The sequence below is a fragment of the Mycobacterium sp. E183 genome, assembly GCF_001667735.1.
Classification (GTDB): domain Bacteria; phylum Actinomycetota; class Actinomycetes; order Mycobacteriales; family Mycobacteriaceae; genus Mycobacterium.
Map to the genome: position 1 here is coordinate 49,262 of NZ_LZJN01000056.1, position 14,615 is coordinate 63,876.

At 67.4% G+C, this 14,615-nt stretch carries 17 protein-coding genes and 1 pseudogene; 8 read left to right on the forward strand and 10 right to left on the reverse strand.

The features are described 5' to 3' along the window. The 8 genes and pseudogenes from A5691_RS05395 to A5691_RS05425 form a co-directional block, all read right to left on the reverse strand. Window positions 1-1,161 carry an acyltransferase gene (locus A5691_RS05395; protein WP_068017802.1) on the reverse strand — a complete coding sequence of 387 codons (1,161 nt, stop codon included), beginning with the start codon at window positions 1,159-1,161 and terminating at the stop codon, window positions 1-3. Between the two features lie 202 nt (window positions 1,162-1,363). After that, a complete protein-coding gene (rfbC, locus tag A5691_RS05400) occupies window positions 1,364-1,972 on the reverse strand; it encodes a dTDP-4-dehydrorhamnose 3,5-epimerase (RefSeq protein WP_068017799.1) in 609 nt (202 codons plus the stop codon). Between the two features lies 1 nt (window position 1,973). Next, window positions 1,974-2,969, reverse strand: a complete 996-nt coding sequence (gene rfbB, locus A5691_RS05405; RefSeq protein ID WP_068017796.1) for a dTDP-glucose 4,6-dehydratase — start codon at window positions 2,967-2,969, stop codon at window positions 1,974-1,976. A 26-nt stretch (window positions 2,970-2,995) separates the two neighbouring features. After that, window positions 2,996-3,874, reverse strand: coding sequence for an LLM class F420-dependent oxidoreductase (locus A5691_RS05410; RefSeq protein ID WP_068017793.1), 879 nt, complete (start codon window positions 3,872-3,874; stop codon window positions 2,996-2,998). A gap of 21 nt (window positions 3,875-3,895) precedes the next feature. Further along, window positions 3,896-4,738 (reverse strand): LLM class F420-dependent oxidoreductase, encoded by an 843-nt coding sequence (locus A5691_RS05415; protein WP_067754415.1) that lies wholly within the window; start codon window positions 4,736-4,738, stop codon window positions 3,896-3,898. A 29-nt stretch (window positions 4,739-4,767) separates the two neighbouring features. After that, window positions 4,768-5,364: a sensor histidine kinase gene (locus tag A5691_RS29080; RefSeq protein WP_369830452.1), complete on the reverse strand. Its 597-nt coding sequence runs from the start codon at window positions 5,362-5,364 to the stop codon at window positions 4,768-4,770. A gap of 537 nt (window positions 5,365-5,901) precedes the next feature. Next, window positions 5,902-6,261: pseudogene (locus A5691_RS29085) on the reverse strand (cyclic nucleotide-binding domain-containing protein); the annotation flags it as partial. Continuing rightward, window positions 6,258-7,943, reverse strand: coding sequence for an FAD-dependent oxidoreductase (locus A5691_RS05425; protein ID WP_067754425.1), 1,686 nt, complete (start codon window positions 7,941-7,943; stop codon window positions 6,258-6,260). The gene A5691_RS05425 and the pseudogene A5691_RS29085, both read right to left, overlap by 4 nt. A 252-nt stretch (window positions 7,944-8,195) precedes the next feature. Between A5691_RS05425 and infA the strand changes: the two genes are divergently transcribed. From infA to truA, 8 genes are all read left to right on the forward strand, one after another. Beyond that, window positions 8,196-8,417: a translation initiation factor IF-1 gene (gene infA, locus A5691_RS05430; protein ID WP_003418601.1), complete on the forward strand. Its 222-nt coding sequence runs from the start codon at window positions 8,196-8,198 to the stop codon at window positions 8,415-8,417. 40 nt (window positions 8,418-8,457) lie between these two features. Beyond that, complete coding sequence (gene rpmJ, locus A5691_RS27120; protein ID WP_003879483.1) at window positions 8,458-8,571, forward strand: 50S ribosomal protein L36; 114 nt, start codon at window positions 8,458-8,460, stop codon at window positions 8,569-8,571. A 208-nt stretch (window positions 8,572-8,779) separates the two neighbouring features. Then, window positions 8,780-9,154 carry a 30S ribosomal protein S13 gene (rpsM, locus tag A5691_RS05435; RefSeq protein WP_007167900.1) on the forward strand — a complete coding sequence of 125 codons (375 nt, stop codon included), beginning with the start codon at window positions 8,780-8,782 and terminating at the stop codon, window positions 9,152-9,154. A 6-nt stretch (window positions 9,155-9,160) separates the two neighbouring features. After that, window positions 9,161-9,577, forward strand: coding sequence for a 30S ribosomal protein S11 (gene rpsK / locus A5691_RS05440; protein WP_046182344.1), 417 nt, complete (start codon window positions 9,161-9,163; stop codon window positions 9,575-9,577). A 9-nt stretch (window positions 9,578-9,586) separates the two neighbouring features. Next, window positions 9,587-10,192, forward strand: a complete 606-nt coding sequence (rpsD, locus tag A5691_RS05445) for a 30S ribosomal protein S4 (RefSeq protein WP_067273257.1) — start codon at window positions 9,587-9,589, stop codon at window positions 10,190-10,192. A 75-nt stretch (window positions 10,193-10,267) separates the two neighbouring features. After that, window positions 10,268-11,311, forward strand: coding sequence for a DNA-directed RNA polymerase subunit alpha (locus tag A5691_RS05450; protein ID WP_067785597.1), 1,044 nt, complete (start codon window positions 10,268-10,270; stop codon window positions 11,309-11,311). A 116-nt stretch (window positions 11,312-11,427) separates the two neighbouring features. Continuing rightward, complete coding sequence (gene rplQ / locus A5691_RS05455) at window positions 11,428-12,075, forward strand: 50S ribosomal protein L17 (RefSeq protein WP_067754429.1); 648 nt, start codon at window positions 11,428-11,430, stop codon at window positions 12,073-12,075. After that, window positions 12,062-12,922: a tRNA pseudouridine(38-40) synthase TruA gene (gene truA / locus A5691_RS05460; RefSeq protein WP_082950151.1), complete on the forward strand. Its 861-nt coding sequence runs from the start codon at window positions 12,062-12,064 to the stop codon at window positions 12,920-12,922. Before rplQ ends, truA begins: the two co-directional genes overlap by 14 nt. On the opposite strand, the gene A5691_RS05465 is transcribed toward truA, so the two are convergent. Beyond that, window positions 12,919-13,539, reverse strand: a complete 621-nt coding sequence (locus tag A5691_RS05465) for a cutinase family protein (RefSeq protein ID WP_068017820.1) — start codon at window positions 13,537-13,539, stop codon at window positions 12,919-12,921. The two genes, truA and A5691_RS05465, sit on opposite strands and share 4 nt — an antisense overlap. Before the next feature lie 57 nt (window positions 13,540-13,596). After that, window positions 13,597-14,439: a cutinase family protein gene (locus A5691_RS05470; protein WP_068017783.1), complete on the reverse strand. Its 843-nt coding sequence runs from the start codon at window positions 14,437-14,439 to the stop codon at window positions 13,597-13,599. Window positions 14,440-14,615: the final 176 nt, after the last annotated feature.

The window sequence follows — 14,615 nt, forward strand, 5'->3', positions numbered from 1 at the left end:
CTAGGCGGTGCCCCGGAATTCAGGAGGAAGTGCGGTACCTCGAACCTCTGTGGACACCACGAGCACCGTTTGCTTTGTCTGCTCTCGGAGGGCAGGTGACTTTCGCCTGAGACGACGTTTGAGCGACCGCGCGGGGTTCTCGACGAAAAACCAGCTTGCCGCGGCCAGCGGCAGGGTCGCTGCCGTGGCAACGACGAAGAACACGAACGGATTTAGCCATTTCAGCCCGCCGATGACCAGCAGCTGCTGGATTGGGAATGCGTAAATGTAGACGCCATAGGAGAGATCCGTGCGCAATCTCAGGCGCTTATTGTGGATCAAGGCGCCCGACACAACGATGGCATAAGCCAGCGGAAGGGCGGCCACCATACGGTAGTCGGGCAGCAGGCTGGACAACGCAACGATGACCAAGCTCACTCCAACGAGGGACCAGCGAGCGGGGATCCTGTCCCGCCATTGGTATAGGAGCGCGCCCGCCGAAAACATGATGGCGGTTCGGCAGGCCAAGAATAAGAGGGGGACGAGCGCATTGCCTTGCTGGTGAGCCAGTTCCTCCGGAGAGGCCAGGGGCGGCATTAGCGACGCCCCGATCAGCGCCGCCACCAGAATGGCGGGAGAAACCCACCGGTGACTAGCAAGTCCGACCACGCCGATGACGGCAACGATCAGATAGCACATCACTTCCCAAACGAGGGACCACAGTGACCCGTTCCAGACACCCGCGACCGGAACCCCTTGCGGCGTCCCGCCGATATCGAACTTGACTAGTGCCACGGCGCTGTTCTCCAAGACGAACTCCAACGGCGCGCCGGAGGATATAAGCCTGGTGGCCGAACCGCCCTGCATTGCCACCCCGAGCGGGGCGAAGACAAACGCGGTAACGATCAAGCACGCGTAGAAGCCAGGGAGGATGCGAAGCGCACGGGCCGCGAAATAGTCGCGGACCCGCGGGTTGCTGAGCCAACTGGCGGTGATCAGGAACCCCGAGATCGCGAAGAACCCGTCAACCCCCACACAGAGTAGAAGTTGATAAACCGGCCTGTTCGTGGGGTTGCGGCCCGTGACCCCCCACGAGTGAATAAAGATCACCTCGGCCGCCAGCAGCAGGCGCCACGCGTTCAATGCGTTGCTCCGCGGATCGAAGACCTGCGCTAGCTTCATCGGCCCCCTTCGCCCGAGCGCCGTTGCTCGACGCCATCGTATCGCCTCTGACCACCACAAAGGTCAATTCACACCCCCCGCATCACCGATTCCACCATTTATCGGGGCCGGGTGGGGGCTACTTTGCCAAAATTGGATCTGATGCGTCTTGCGCATGAGATAACCAACCGAACGCCTGGTCAGCGTCAATTGCTCGTAATGATTATTCGTTACGCATCCCGTCGACAAACTCCAGCGTCTCGTCCCACTTGGGCAAAAGCCCCGCCCGGCGGATTTCTTCGAGGCTGGGCGCCGCCGCGTCGCGGTCCGACAGGCTGGGGACGACGCCGTTAACCAGCGGCCAGTCGATCCCGATCGCCGGGTCGGTCGCACAAATGGTGTGTTCGCGCTGGGGGTTGTACTCCGCAGAGCACAGATACATCACCGTCGAATCGTCCTGCAAAGCAAGGAAGCCGTGCCCCAGGCCTTCGGAGATGTAGATCGTCCTGCGGTCCTGGTCGTCGAGCAGCACCGAATCCCACTGCCCGAACGTCGGTGAACCCTCGCGAATATCCACCACGACGTCGAACACCGCGCCGCGTACGCAGGTGACGTATTTCGCCTGGCTCGGCGGCAGCTCGGCGAAATGCAGGCCGCGCAGCACCCCCGCGGACGAAACGGAGCAGTTCGCCTGCCGCACATCCAACCGGTGACCGGCGAACTCGGCGAAGCTGCGGTCGGTAAGCCATTCGAAGAACATGCCGCGGGAATCGCCCCGAAGGGTGGGGGTGATCTCCCAGGCGCCGGGGACGGCGAGTTCGCGCACCTTCATCTCATTGACCACGCTCTTCGTAACGGGCTTCCGCGGCGTCCTTCAGAGGGCGCCACCACGATTCGTTCGCACGATACCAGTCGATGGTGGCGCTCAAGCCCTCCTCGAAGTCGGTATGCTTTGGCGCCCAGCACAATTCGTCGTAGAGCATCGACGGGTCGATGGCGTAGCGCAAGTCGTGGCCGACGCGGTCGGACACGTGGTCGAAGTCGTCGGGTTCGCGGCCCATCATCTTCAGCAGCGTGCGCAGCACGCTGAGGTTGTCGCGTTCGCCCTCCGAGCTGATCAGGTAGGTGCGGCCGATTTCGCCCATTTCCAGGATGCGCCGCACGGCGCTGTTGTGGTCGTCGACGTGGATCCAGTCGCGGACGTTGGCGCCGCTGCCATACAGCTTGGGCCGCCGGCCGGTGAGCACGTTGGTGATCTGGCGCGGGATGAACTTCTCGACGTGCTGATACGGGCCGTAGTTGTTCGAGCAATTCGAGATCGTCGCGCGCACGCCGTAGGAGCGAACCCACGCCCGGACCAGCATGTCGGCGCCCGCCTTGGTGGCCGAATACGGGCTCGACGGGTTGTAGGGCGTCGATTCGGTGAACCGGTTGGGGTCGTCGAGCTCGAGGTCGCCGTAGACCTCGTCGGTCGAAATGTGGTGCAGCCGCACGCCGTGGCGCCGGACGGCTTCCAGGATGGTGAACGTGCCGACCACGTTCGTGTGCAGGAACGGGCCCGGGTCGTCCAGCGCGTTGTCCACGTGGCTTTCCGCGGCGAAGTGCACGACCGCGTCGGACTCGGCGACCAGCCCGGAGACCAGCTCGGTGTCGCAGATGTCCCCGACGACCAGCCGAATGGCGTCCTCGACGTCGGCCAGCGACTCCCGCCGCCCGGCGTAGGTCAGGGCGTCGAGCACCGTCACCGAGTCCTCGGGGTGTTCGCGGACGGTGCTGTGCACGAAGTTCGCGCCGATGAACCCCGCGCCGCCGGTGACCAGTAACCGCATGGTCAAACCCTAACCGAGCGGACGGGTCAGCTTGCGGCAGTCAGCCCCAGCGGCCCGGCCAGTTCGCTGAGCGCCGAAACGAGCGCGTCGTCGTCCTGGCTGTCCAGCACCTGGATGGCCACGTGGTCGGCTCCGGCGTCGCAGTGTTCGCGGAGTCGCTGCGCGATGGCCTCCGGCGTGCCATACGCGACCACCGCGTCGATCAGCCGGTCGCTGCCCGGCTTGCGGACGTCGGCTTCGGTGAACCCGAGCCGCAGCCAGTTGTTCACGTAGTTACTCAGGTCCAGGTAGAAGTCGGCATACCTGCGCCCGATGGCGCGGGCTGCCTCCGCCCCTTCTTGGTCCGGGGTGGTCAGCACCACCTTGTGTTCGGGCGCGAGGAACACGGACTTGCCAACCAGTTCGCGGGCCTTGGCCGTGTGTTCCGGCGTGGTCAGATACGGGTGCGCGCCGGCGCTGCGCTGGGCCGCCAGCCGCAGCACGCGCGGCCCGAGCGCGGCGAGCACGCGGCGGCTGGTGGGCACCATCGCGGCGTCGAGCTCGTCGAGGTAGGAGGCCAGCGCGTCGTACGGCTTGACGTACTCCTGGGTGTGCTCGGGATGCCCGACGCCGACCCCGAGCAAAAACCTTCCGGGATAAGCCTTTTCGATGCGCTGGAAGGACCGGGCGACGGCCGCGGCCTGCGCCGTCCAGATGTTGATGATCCCGGTGGCCAGCTGCAGCGAGGAGGTCTGCGCCAGGGCCGGTTCCACCCACGACAGCTCGGCGTCCGGCGAACCACCGATCCAGGCGGCGCCGTAGCCGAGTGACTCGATCCGCGCCGCCAGTTCTGCGGTGATGGATCGGCTGGGCAGCCAGACGCCGAACCGGCCCAGGTCGGGTTTGAGTGCTACTGCCTCGGTCATCTACGTCCCCTCCCGCGTCTGTCAGCTCAGTCCGAGCGGCCCCGCCAATTCGGCCAACGCCGGCACCAGGTTTTCATCCTTCGTCAGGACCTGCACCGGCACGTGGTCGGCCCCCGCGTCGAGGTGCTCTTTCAATCGGGCCGCGATCGCCTCCGGCGTGCCGTAGGCGACCAACGAGTCGATCAGGCGGTCGCTGCCCGGCTTGATGACTTCCTCGTCGGTGAAACCGAGCCGTTTCCAGTTGTTGCGGTAGTTGGCCAGTTGGAAATAGATGTCGAGCGCCCTGCGGCCCACCGTGCGGGCCTTCTCGACGTCGGTGGTCAGCACGGCTTTGTGTTCGGGCGCCAGGAACGCCGACGGGCCGATCAGCTCGCGCGCCTGCGCGGTGTGTTCGGGGGTGGTGAGGTACGGGTGCGCCCCGGCGGCGCGCTCCGCGGACAGCTTGAGTACCCGGGGTCCGAGCGCGGCCACCACGCGGCGGTGGGCGGGCACGCCGTAGTCGTCGAGTTGTTGCAGGTACTCGGCCAGCGCGTCGTAGGGCTTGCGGTACTCCGCGTGCGCCTCGGGATGGCCGACGCCGATGCCCAACAGGAAGCGGCCAGGGTAGGCCTTGTCGATGCGGTGGAATGACTCGGCTACCGGCTTGGCCGCGGCCGTCCAGATGTTGACGATGCCGGTGGCCACCTGCAGGGTGGTCGTCGCTTCGAGGATGGGCTCCACCCAGGCCAGCTCGGCGGGGGGAGAGCCGCCCACCCAGACGGCCCCGTAGCCCAGGGCTTCGATGTCTTTGGCTTGTTCAGGCGTGACGCCGCGTCCGAACGATCCGAACCGGCCGAGGTTGGGCTTGCTCGCTGCATCGGTCATGGTTGTTCCCAACCGGCGCGGCGGCGGCCCTATTCCACCGATTCGACCGGCTCCGGGTCCGCGACCGGCGGGACTTCCAGCGGTAGCAGCACGATGAACCGGGTGTCGCCGGGCACCGATTCGACGCGCAGGTCCCCGCGATGCTTCTTGACGACGATGTTGAACGCCAGGTCCAGCCCGAGGCCGGTGCCCTCGCCGAACGGCTTGGTGGTGAAGAACGGCTCGAAGATGTGCTCGCGGGCTTCCTCGGGCACCCCGGGCCCGGTGTCGCAGATCTCGACGCGAACCATGTTCTCGCCCTCCCGGCCGGTGCGGACGGTCAGCGTGCCGCCCGTGTCGCGCATCGCGGCGATGGCGTTGTCGATGATGTTGGTCCACACCTGGTTGAGATCACCTGGGTAACAGGGAATTTCGGGAAGCGACTGGTCGAAATCCTTCACCAGGGTGATCGCTTTGGTGCCCCTGCTTCCGTCCTTGGTCAACCGGTCGGCGAACATCACCAGTGTGGAGCGCAGCAATTCGTGGATGTTGGCCACCTGGAACGGGGCGCGGTCCAGCTGCGAATACTGCTTGGCGTCGGCGACCAACGCCGAAATCCGCTTGCTCGCTTCCAAAATCTGGTTCATCAGCAGCTCGCTCTCGATGGTGTAGTTGATCCACCGGATCGCCTCCTCCAGCGATGTCGACGCGAGTTCTTCGCTGACCGTGGAAATCCGCTCCAGCCAGTCGGTGTCGATGCCGCCCTCGACGAACGTCGGCGCGATGTCCCAGCCGCCCTCGACGCCGTGCTCTTCCAGCCAGTCGCCGACGGCGTCTTCGCGGTCGGCGGTTTCCATCGCGCTCAGGTGTTCCGTCGCCGACTTGGCGACCTGCTCGGCCACCCCTTGCTGGAGGTGGACCAGGGCGCTGAGTGCCTCGGGGCTGACGGTGCCGTCGGCGAGCATGGCCAGCTTGCCCCGCATGCCGGCGACCCGGCCGCGCAGATCGGCGGCCGCGCGGGCGATGGCCGCCGCGGGGTTGTTCAGCTGGTGGGTCAATCCGGCCGACAGCCGGCCCAGCGCGAGCAGCTTCTCCCGGTTGTCGATGATCCGCCGGGTCCGGTCGGTGCCGACGGCGATGCCGTCGAGCAGGTGGACGGCCATCGGGAACTGGTCCTTCATGAACTGGGCGAACACGGGTGCGTCCATCACGAAGAACCGCGACGGCTTGGTCACGTGCACCGAGGCGTCGTAGCTCTTCTGCTTGCCGCCGGTGAACGCCCGCCAGGCGCCGCAGTAGACGCCGCGCTGCGAGGTGCGGTTGGTTTCGATGTCCTGGCCGCCCGAGAGCTTGGACATCGTCAACTCGCCCTGGATGAGGACGTAGAAGCAGGTCGCCGGCTCGCCTTCGACGCAGATGGGGCCCGGTTCGTAGTTCTCGATGTGCCCAGCTGCGCACAGCACCGCGAGCTGTTCGTCGGTGAGCGCCTCGAACAGGAACAGGCTGCGCAGCTCGTCGGGCTGGCAGGGTGTCTTGGCCGTCATGACTCGGCCAGGTAGCGGTGCACCAGCATGACGGCCATCGATCCCTCGCCGACCGCGGCCGCGACGCGCTTGGCGGACTCGGCCCGCACGTCGCCGGTGGCGAATACGCCCGGCACGCTGGTCTCCAGGTGATGCGGCGGGCGGTCGAGCGTCCACCCGCACACGTTGCGCAGGTCCGGGCCGGTGAGGACGAAGCCGTGGTCGTCGCGCGCGAGCACCCCGTCCAGCCATTCGGTGCGCGGCGCGGCGCCGATGAAGATGAACATCCGGGCGCAGGTGACGTCCTCGGTCTCCCCGGTCTGGTTGTCGACCAGGGTCAGCCGCTCCAGGTGGTCTTCGCCTACGGCGCGCCGCACCTCGGTGCAGGTGCGCACGGTGATGTTGGGCCGCCGCTGGATCTGCTGAATGAGGTAGTAGGACATCGACGCGTCCAGCGACGGGCCGCGCACTACGATGGTCACCGACTTCGCCTCGCGGGACAGGTACATCGCGGCCTGGCCGGCGGAGTTGGCCCCACCGACGACGTAGACCTCCTCGCCCGCGCACTCCGAGGCGATCGAGACGGCCGCCCCGTAGTAGACGCCCTTGCCGGTCAGCTCGCCGCAGCCCTCGGCCTGGTGCTCGCGGTAGGTGACGCCGGTGGCCAGGATGACCGCGTGCGCGTCGATCGAGCCGCCGTCGGCGAACCGCACGGTGCGCTTGGGACCGTTGACCTCCAGCGCCGTGGCAGAGCGCGCGGTGATCAGCTCGGCCCCGAACTTCTCGGCCTGCCGACGGGCGCGCTCCGCCAACTGGCCGCCCGACACGCCGTCGGGGAAGCCGAGGTAGTTCTCGATGCGTGAACTCTGGCCCGCCTGGCCGCCCGTCGCGGTGCGCTCGATCAGCACCGTGCGCAGCCCCTCCGAGGCGCCGTAGACGGCGGCGGCCAGGCCCGCGGGCCCGCCGCCGATGACGATCAGGTCGTAGAACTCTTGCGACGGCGTGGTGGTCAGGCCCAGGGTGTCGGCCAGCTGGGCGTCGGTGGGTTCGACCAGGGTGTCGCCGCGTTCGGTGACGACGACGGGCAGCCGCAGGCCGTCCTCGCCGGCGGCCTTGAGCAGCCGCTCGCCGTCGGGATCGTCGGCCATGAACCACGAGTAGTGCAGCCCGTTGCGGGCCAGGAAGTCGCGCACCTGCCAGGACCGCTCCGACCAGCGGTGCCCGATCACCTTGGTGTGCGGGATCGGGTGTTCGGGGGCCGACCGCCAGGCATCCAGCAGGCCGTCGATCACCGGGTAGAACTTCTCCTGCGGCGGGTCCCACGGCTTGAGCAGGTAGTGGTCCAGGTCGACGACGTTGATCGCGTCGATGGCGGCGTGGGTGTCGGCGTACGCGGTCAGCAGCACGCGGCGCGCGGCGGGGTACAGGTCCATCGCCTGCTCGAGGAACTCGATGCCGCTCATCTGCGGCATCCGGTAGTCGGCGATGAGCACCGCCACGGTCTCGCCGCGCAGCTTGAGCTCCTTGAGCGTCTCCAAGGCGTCGGGACCGGACTCGGCGCGCACGACCCGGTGCCGGTCGCCGTATTGGCGGCGAAGGTCACGGGCGACCGCGCGCGAGACGGAGGGATCGTCATCGACGGTCAGCAACACCGGCTTGCGAGGCTGGGCGGAGGGTTCGGCGGGACTCGCGGGGCTCGTCATCGGAGTTAAGTATGCCCTCGTCAGGGCCCTCGCGGCAGGTCGAGGAGGCCGGGCGGATTTCGCTGCCGGCGATTTTGGGTGAAGGGGCCTGACCGGGTATCGTGGGACAACGGTGCGTCATCCGCGCCGACTTTTTGCGTGCCCTGTCTGAGGAATTTCCTGTAACCGGCTCACGTTTCTAGTCGGGCGAATGCTGCGCCGGCAAGGGCGCACACAGGATACGAAACCAAAGACGAGGATTGCTGAAAAGTTATGGCCAAGAAGGACGGTGCCATAGAGGTCGAGGGCCGCGTGGTCGAGCCCCTGCCCAATGCGATGTTCCGCATTGAGCTGGAGAACGGTCACAAAGTGCTCGCCCACATCAGCGGCAAGATGCGGCAGCACTACATCCGCATCCTGCCCGAGGACCGGGTGGTGGTGGAGCTGTCTCCCTACGACCTGTCCCGGGGCCGCATCGTGTACCGGTACAAGTAAGCCCGAATAAGACAACGAGAAAGAACAGGATCGAACAGCCGTGAAGGTGAACCCGAGCGTCAAGCCAATCTGTGACAAGTGCAGGGTGATCCGTCGGCATGGGCGGGTCATGGTGATCTGCTCCGATCCGCGCCACAAGCAGCGCCAGGGCTGATCTGGCGGCGATCGCAAGCGCGGCGTAGCCGGGCAATGCGGGTCGCAGCCATCAAGGCCGGCTCTGCCCAACACAACTGAATGCAGACCTCCCAGCACCACTGAGCGAATACGTCGCTCATCCACGCCCGGACGGAGGCCGGGCCCCGTCTCAAGACGGGAACGGACTGGGATCAGACCTCCGCTTAGAAAAAGAGGAAACGCCACCTATGGCTCGATTAGTAGGCGTCGATCTGCCGCGCGACAAGCGGATGGAGATCGCGCTGACCTACATTTTCGGCGTCGGCCGTACCCGGTCGAACGAGATCCTGGCAGCTACGGGGATCGACAAGGACCTGCGCACCAGGGACCTGACCGACGACCAGCTGACCCACTTGCGTGACTACATCGAAGCGAACCTCAAGGTTGAGGGTGACCTGCGCCGCGAGGTGCAGGCCGACATTCGCCGCAAGATCGAGATCGGCTGCTACCAGGGCCTGCGGCACCGCCGCGGCCTGCCGGTGCGCGGCCAGCGGACCAAGACCAATGCGCGCACCCGCAAGGGCCCGAAGCGCACCATCGCCGGCAAAAAGAAGGCCAGGTAATCGCCCATGCCACCAGCCAAGAAGGCAGCGTCTGCCCCCAAGAAGGGGCAGAAGACCCGCAAGCGGGAAAAGAAGAACATCCCGCACGGTGCCGCGCACATCAAGAGCACGTTCAACAACACGATCGTGAGCATCACCGACCCCCAGGGCAACGTCATCGCCTGGGCGTCGTCGGGCCACGTCGGCTTCAAGGGCTCGCGGAAATCGACCCCGTTCGCCGCTCAGCTGGCCGCCGAGAACGCGGCGCGCAAGGCGCAGGAGCACGGTGTGCGCAAGGTCGACGTGTTCGTGAAGGGCCCGGGCTCGGGCCGGGAGACGGCGATCCGTTCGCTGCAGGCCGCGGGCCTCGAGGTCGGCGCGATCTCCGACGTCACCCCCCAGCCCCACAACGGCTGCCGTCCGCCGAAGCGCAGAAGGGTCTAGGACACAATCATGGCTCGTTACACCGGACCCATCACCCGCAAGTCGCGCCGGCTGCGCACCGACCTCGTCGGTGGCGACCAGGCGTTCGAGAAGCGCCCCTACCCGCCCGGCCAGCACGGCCGCGCGCGGATCAAGGAGAGCGAATACCTGCAGCAGCTGCAGGAGAAGCAGAAGGCCCGCTTCACCTACGGCGTGATGGAGAAGCAGTTCCGCCGCTACTACGAAGAGGCCACCCGGCAGCCCGGCAAGACGGGTGAGGAGCTGCTCAAGATCCTGGAAAGCCGGCTGGACAACGTCGTGTACCGCGCGGGGCTGGCCCGCACGCGCCGGATGGCCCGCCAGCTGGTCAGCCACGGCCACTTCAGCGTCAACGGCGTGCACGTCAACGTGCCCAGCTACCGGGTGTCGCAGTACGACATCATCGACGTGCGGGACGGCTCGCTGAACACGGTGCCGTTCCAGATCGCGCGGGAGACGGCGGGCGACCGCCCGATCCCGAGCTGGCTGCAGGTGGTCGGCGAGCGCCAGCGCATCCTGATTCACCAGCTGCCCGAGCGGGCTCAGATCGACGTGCCGCTCGCCGAGCAGCTGATCGTCGAGTTCTACTCGAAGTAAGAGCTTCCGCACCGACCGGTGCGGAAACCTAACGGCATCAAATAGCGGGTGCCGAGAAGGAGAAGAAGAAACACCATGCTGATCTCTCAGCGACCCACCCTGTCGGAGGAAGTCCTCACCGACAGCCGCTCGCAGTTCGTGATCGAGCCCCTGGAGCCCGGATTCGGTTACACCCTGGGCAATTCGCTGCGGCGCACGCTGCTGTCCTCGATTCCCGGCGCGGCCGTCACCAGCATCCGCATCGACGGCGTGCTGCACGAGTTCACCACCGTCGCCGGGGTGAAGGAAGACGTCACCGCGATCATCCTGAACCTCAAGGGCCTGGTGGTGTCCTCGGAGGAGGACGAGCCGGTCACCATGTACCTGCGCAAGCAGGGCCCGGGCGCGGTCACCGCGGGCGACATCGTGCCGCCCGCCGGCGTCACGGTGCACAACCCCGACATGCACATCGCGACCCTGAACGACAAGGGCAAGCTCGAGGTCGAGCTCGTCGTAGAGCGTGGCCGTGGCTACGTCCCGGCGGTGCAGAACCGGGCCTCCGGGGCCGAAATCGGCCGCATCCCGGTCGATTCCATCTACTCGCCGGTGCTCAAGGTGACCTACAAGGTCGACGCGACCCGTGTCGAGCAGCGCACCGACTTCGACAAGCTGATCCTGGACGTCGAGACCAAGAGCTCGATCACCCCGCGCGACGCGCTGGCGTCGGCCGGTAAGACCCTGGTCGAATTGTTCGGCCTGGCACGCGAACTCAACGTCGAGGCCGAGGGCATCGAGATCGGGCCGTCGCCCGCCGAGGCCGACCACATCGCGTCGTTCGCGCTGCCGATCGACGACCTGGACCTCACCGTGCGGTCCTACAACTGCCTCAAGCGCGAGGGCGTGCACACCGTCGGCGAGCTGGTGAGCCGCACCGAGTCCGACCTGCTCGACATCCGCAACTTCGGCCAGAAGTCCATCGACGAGGTGAAGGTCAAGCTGCACCAGCTGGGTCTGTCGCTCAAGGACAGCCCGCCGAGCTTCGACCCGTCGCAGGTCGCCGGCTACGACGTGGCCACGGGCACCTGGTCCACCGAGGGCGCCTACGACGACCAGGACTACGCGGAAACCGAACAGCTGTAATGGCCGTCCGGTGACGATGCGGCCGTGCAGCGGCCGCCGAGGAACCGGACACAACTAGAGAAGTCCGTCCCGGCCCTACCTGATACGGGGGCCGGCCCCACTTAGGAGATAGTGCAATGCCCAAGCCCACCAAGGGTCCTCGCCTCGGCGGGTCGTCTTCGCACCAGAAGGCGCTGCTGGCCAACCTGGCCACGTCGCTGTTCGAGCACAACCAGATCAAGACGACCGAGCCGAAGGCGCGCGCGCTGCGTCCGTACGCGGAGAAGCTGATCACGCACGCGAAGAAGGGCACGCTGCACAACCGTCGCGAGGTGATGAAGAAGATCCGCGACAAGGACGTGGTGCACAAGCTGTTCGACGAGATCGGGCCGTTCTTCGCCGACCGCAACGGCGGCTACACCCGCATCATCAAGGTCGAGCCGCGCAAGGGCGACAACGCCCCGATGGCGGTGATCCAGCTGGTGCTGGAGAAGACGGTGACGTCGGAGGCCGAGCGGGCGCGCCGGGCGAAGACGCCCAAGAAGGCTGATGCGCCCGTGGCGGCAGCGGCGGCGCCTCAGGCGGCGGTCGAGCCTGAGGAGGCCGTCGGGCCGACGGCCGAAGAGGTGACCGAGCCGGCCGGTACTTCGGAAGCTTCAGAGCCTTCGGAAACCGGGGAATCCACGGAGGCCCAGGCCAAGGCCGAGGAAAAGCACGACGAGGCCATCGAGGCGCGGGCCGAGGCCGAGAAGGCCGAAGAGGCCGACGAGGCTGACGAGAGTTAACGACTCGGATTCTCAGGTCCGTCTGCGGCTCGACATCGCCTATGACGGAACGGAATTCGCGGGCTGGGCGGCTCAGGCCGGCCAGCGCACCGTGGCGGGAGTGCTCGACGAGGCGCTGACCACCCTGTTCCGCACCCCGGTACGGCTGCGCGCCGCCGGCCGCACGGACACCGGCGTGCACGCCACCGGGCAGGTGGCCCACCTCGACGTGCCGCTGGACGCGCTGCCCAACGCCTACCCGCGCTCGCCGCACGTCGGCGAGCCGGAGTTCCGGCCGCTGGTGCGCCGGCTCGGCCGGTTCTTGCCCACGGACGTGCGGGTGCTCGACATCGTCCGCGCCCCTGCGGGTTTCGACGCCCGGTTCTCGGCGCTGCGGCGCCATTATGCGTATCGGCTGTCGACCGCGCCCTACGGGGTGCAGCCGCAGCTGGCCCGCTACGTCACCGCCTGGCCGCGGCCGCTGGACGTCGACGCGATGGCCGCCGCCTCCCGAGAGCTGGTGGGCCTGCACGACTTCGCCGGGTTCTGCCGGCACCGGCCCAACGCCACCACCATTCGCGACCTGCAGCGCCTGCAGTGGTCACGCGACGGCGACCTGATCACCGCGCATGTGACCGCCGACGCGTTCTGCTGGTCGATGGTGCGCTCGCTGGTCGGGGCGCTGCTGGCCGTGGGCGAGCACCGGCGGCCGGTGTCCTGGTGCCGCGAATTGCTCAGCGCCACAAGCCGATCCAGTGATTTCGCGGCCGCGCCGCCGCACGGTCTGACGCTGGTGAGCGTCGACTATCCGCCCGACGATCAGCTCGAAGCGCGCAACCTGATCACCCGGGACCTGCGCACGCGCTAAACCTTTTTCGCGACGAAATTCGCGGCCTGGTTGGTCAATCCGGGCACATAGCTCAGATGGGACGCCCAGCGGGTTCCGGGCGAGCAGATCGGGTCGCCCGGGTTGCACAGGTCGATGGTCTTGCCGTCGAATTCCGGGGTGAGGGCGCTCATCAGCTGACCCGCCCGGGCGGACGGGTTGCCGAACAGGGCGACGGCGGCCACATGGTCGGCGGCCGCGGCCGGCAGCGGCTGACGGAAGCCGAGGCCGGGTAGCGGTGCGGCCGTGACGATGTCGATGACGGCCGCGCCTTGCGAGTATCCGCCGAGCACCAGCTTGGTGTTGGGGCAGTTACCGGCCATCTGCTGGATGTGGTTGCTGGCGTCGTTGGCGCCGTCGGCCGCGGCGAGGAAGTCCTTGTTGGCCGGGTAGTTCACCCCATAGGAGCCAACGCTTTTGGAAGTCTGCTGGCGCAGCGCGTTGACGAAGGCGGCGCCGACCTTGCCGACGCCGGGCGGCTCGTCGGTGCCGCGGGCAAACACCACCTCAACGCCGGGGCACGAGGCGAAGGCCTGCGGAATCAGTTGGGGAGCAACCACTATCGCGGCGCCCGCGAGCAGCCCGGCGCCCAGTGTCAGTGGAATGAGCCGCACCCCACGATGTTAGGGGCGCGTTGGTCGCGGGCCGGTAACGATTCAGACGAGAGGTGCTTGCGGAGTCACCGTGGTCGGCGTCGCCGGCGTGGGCGCGGGACCGGTGTCGCCGTGGATCGAGGGCGGCGAGCCGGGCGGGGTCTGCCCGTTGACCGGCGACGGCGTTCCACCGGGACCGGGGCCCAGCGGCGGACCGAACGCGGGGCTGGACGGGCTCGAGCCGGCCAGCTTCTGGGCGACGAACGCCGCGGCCTGGGTGGTGTACACGGGGACGTAGCCCTCCGTGTGCCCGCTCCACTCGTTACCGGGACCGGCGTGGCAGATCGGGTCGTTGGGGTTGCAGTAGTCGGCGGCCTTCGACCCCAGCAGCGCGCTCTGGGTGGGCAGCGTGCCGCCGGCGCGGTCGGCCACGTCACCGAACGTGACGACGGCCGCGATGTTGTTGGCGTACTGCTCGGGCAGCTTGTTGCCCCAGCTGATGCCGCCGATTGGGACGCCGGCCACGATGTCCATCACCGACGCGCCCTGCGAGTAGCCGCCCAGCACGATCTTGGTGTTCGGGCAGGTCTCGACGCTCTTCTTGACGCGGTCGATGGTGTCGTTGGCGCCGTCGCCGCCGTGCAGCTGCAGCTTGCTGGCCGCGTAGTTCACCCCGTAGGGCAGGATGTTCAGCCCGGTCTGCTGGCGCAGCGAGTCCACCAGGGCGTCGCCGACCCGGCCCAGGCCGGGGGGCTCGTTGGTGCCGCGGGCGAAGATGACCTCGACGTCCGGGCAGTCGAAAGCGGAGGCTGTCGGCGCCGCGGCGGGGGACAGCAGCAGGCCAGCCGCGGTGACCAGCGCGGAGGTCCCCAGCCCCACGCAGCGACCTATCCGGTGAGAAAACACGCCGTAACTTTACCTACCCTAAGCACGGTTCGAAAGTTCGCTGGCCTGTGGATCAATTAAGCGGCCCGACCTATGCCCGCTTTAGCGTGTGTGCAACAACTGCGCAGGGTAGGGGGACCAGTGCCGCGTCAGCCGACCACCGGGCTGCAGGTCAGCGGCTACCTATTCCTGCTGCG

Coding starts and splice junctions, on each gene's coding strand:
- A5691_RS05415 (WP_067754415.1), bottom strand. CDS start 4,738: ATGACCGATGCAGCGAGCAAGCCCAACCTCGGCCGGTTCGGATCGTTC.
- rpsM (WP_007167900.1), top strand. CDS start 8,780: ATGGCTCGATTAGTAGGCGTCGATCTGCCGCGCGACAAGCGGATGGAG.
- rpsK (WP_046182344.1), top strand. CDS start 9,161: ATGCCACCAGCCAAGAAGGCAGCGTCTGCCCCCAAGAAGGGGCAGAAG.
- infA (WP_003418601.1), top strand. CDS start 8,196: ATGGCCAAGAAGGACGGTGCCATAGAGGTCGAGGGCCGCGTGGTCGAG.
- rfbB (WP_068017796.1), bottom strand. CDS start 2,969: ATGCGGTTACTGGTCACCGGCGGCGCGGGGTTCATCGGCGCGAACTTC.
- A5691_RS05425 (WP_067754425.1), bottom strand. CDS start 7,943: ATGACGAGCCCCGCGAGTCCCGCCGAACCCTCCGCCCAGCCTCGCAAG.
- rfbC (WP_068017799.1), bottom strand. CDS start 1,972: ATGAAGGTGCGCGAACTCGCCGTCCCCGGCGCCTGGGAGATCACCCCC.
- A5691_RS05395 (WP_068017802.1), bottom strand. CDS start 1,161: ATGAAGCTAGCGCAGGTCTTCGATCCGCGGAGCAACGCATTGAACGCG.
- rplQ (WP_067754429.1), top strand. CDS start 11,428: ATGCCCAAGCCCACCAAGGGTCCTCGCCTCGGCGGGTCGTCTTCGCAC.
- A5691_RS29080 (WP_369830452.1), bottom strand. CDS start 5,364: ATGAACCAGATTTTGGAAGCGAGCAAGCGGATTTCGGCGTTGGTCGCC.
- A5691_RS05410 (WP_068017793.1), bottom strand. CDS start 3,874: ATGACCGAGGCAGTAGCACTCAAACCCGACCTGGGCCGGTTCGGCGTC.
- A5691_RS05450 (WP_067785597.1), top strand. CDS start 10,268: ATGCTGATCTCTCAGCGACCCACCCTGTCGGAGGAAGTCCTCACCGAC.
- rpsD (WP_067273257.1), top strand. CDS start 9,587: ATGGCTCGTTACACCGGACCCATCACCCGCAAGTCGCGCCGGCTGCGC.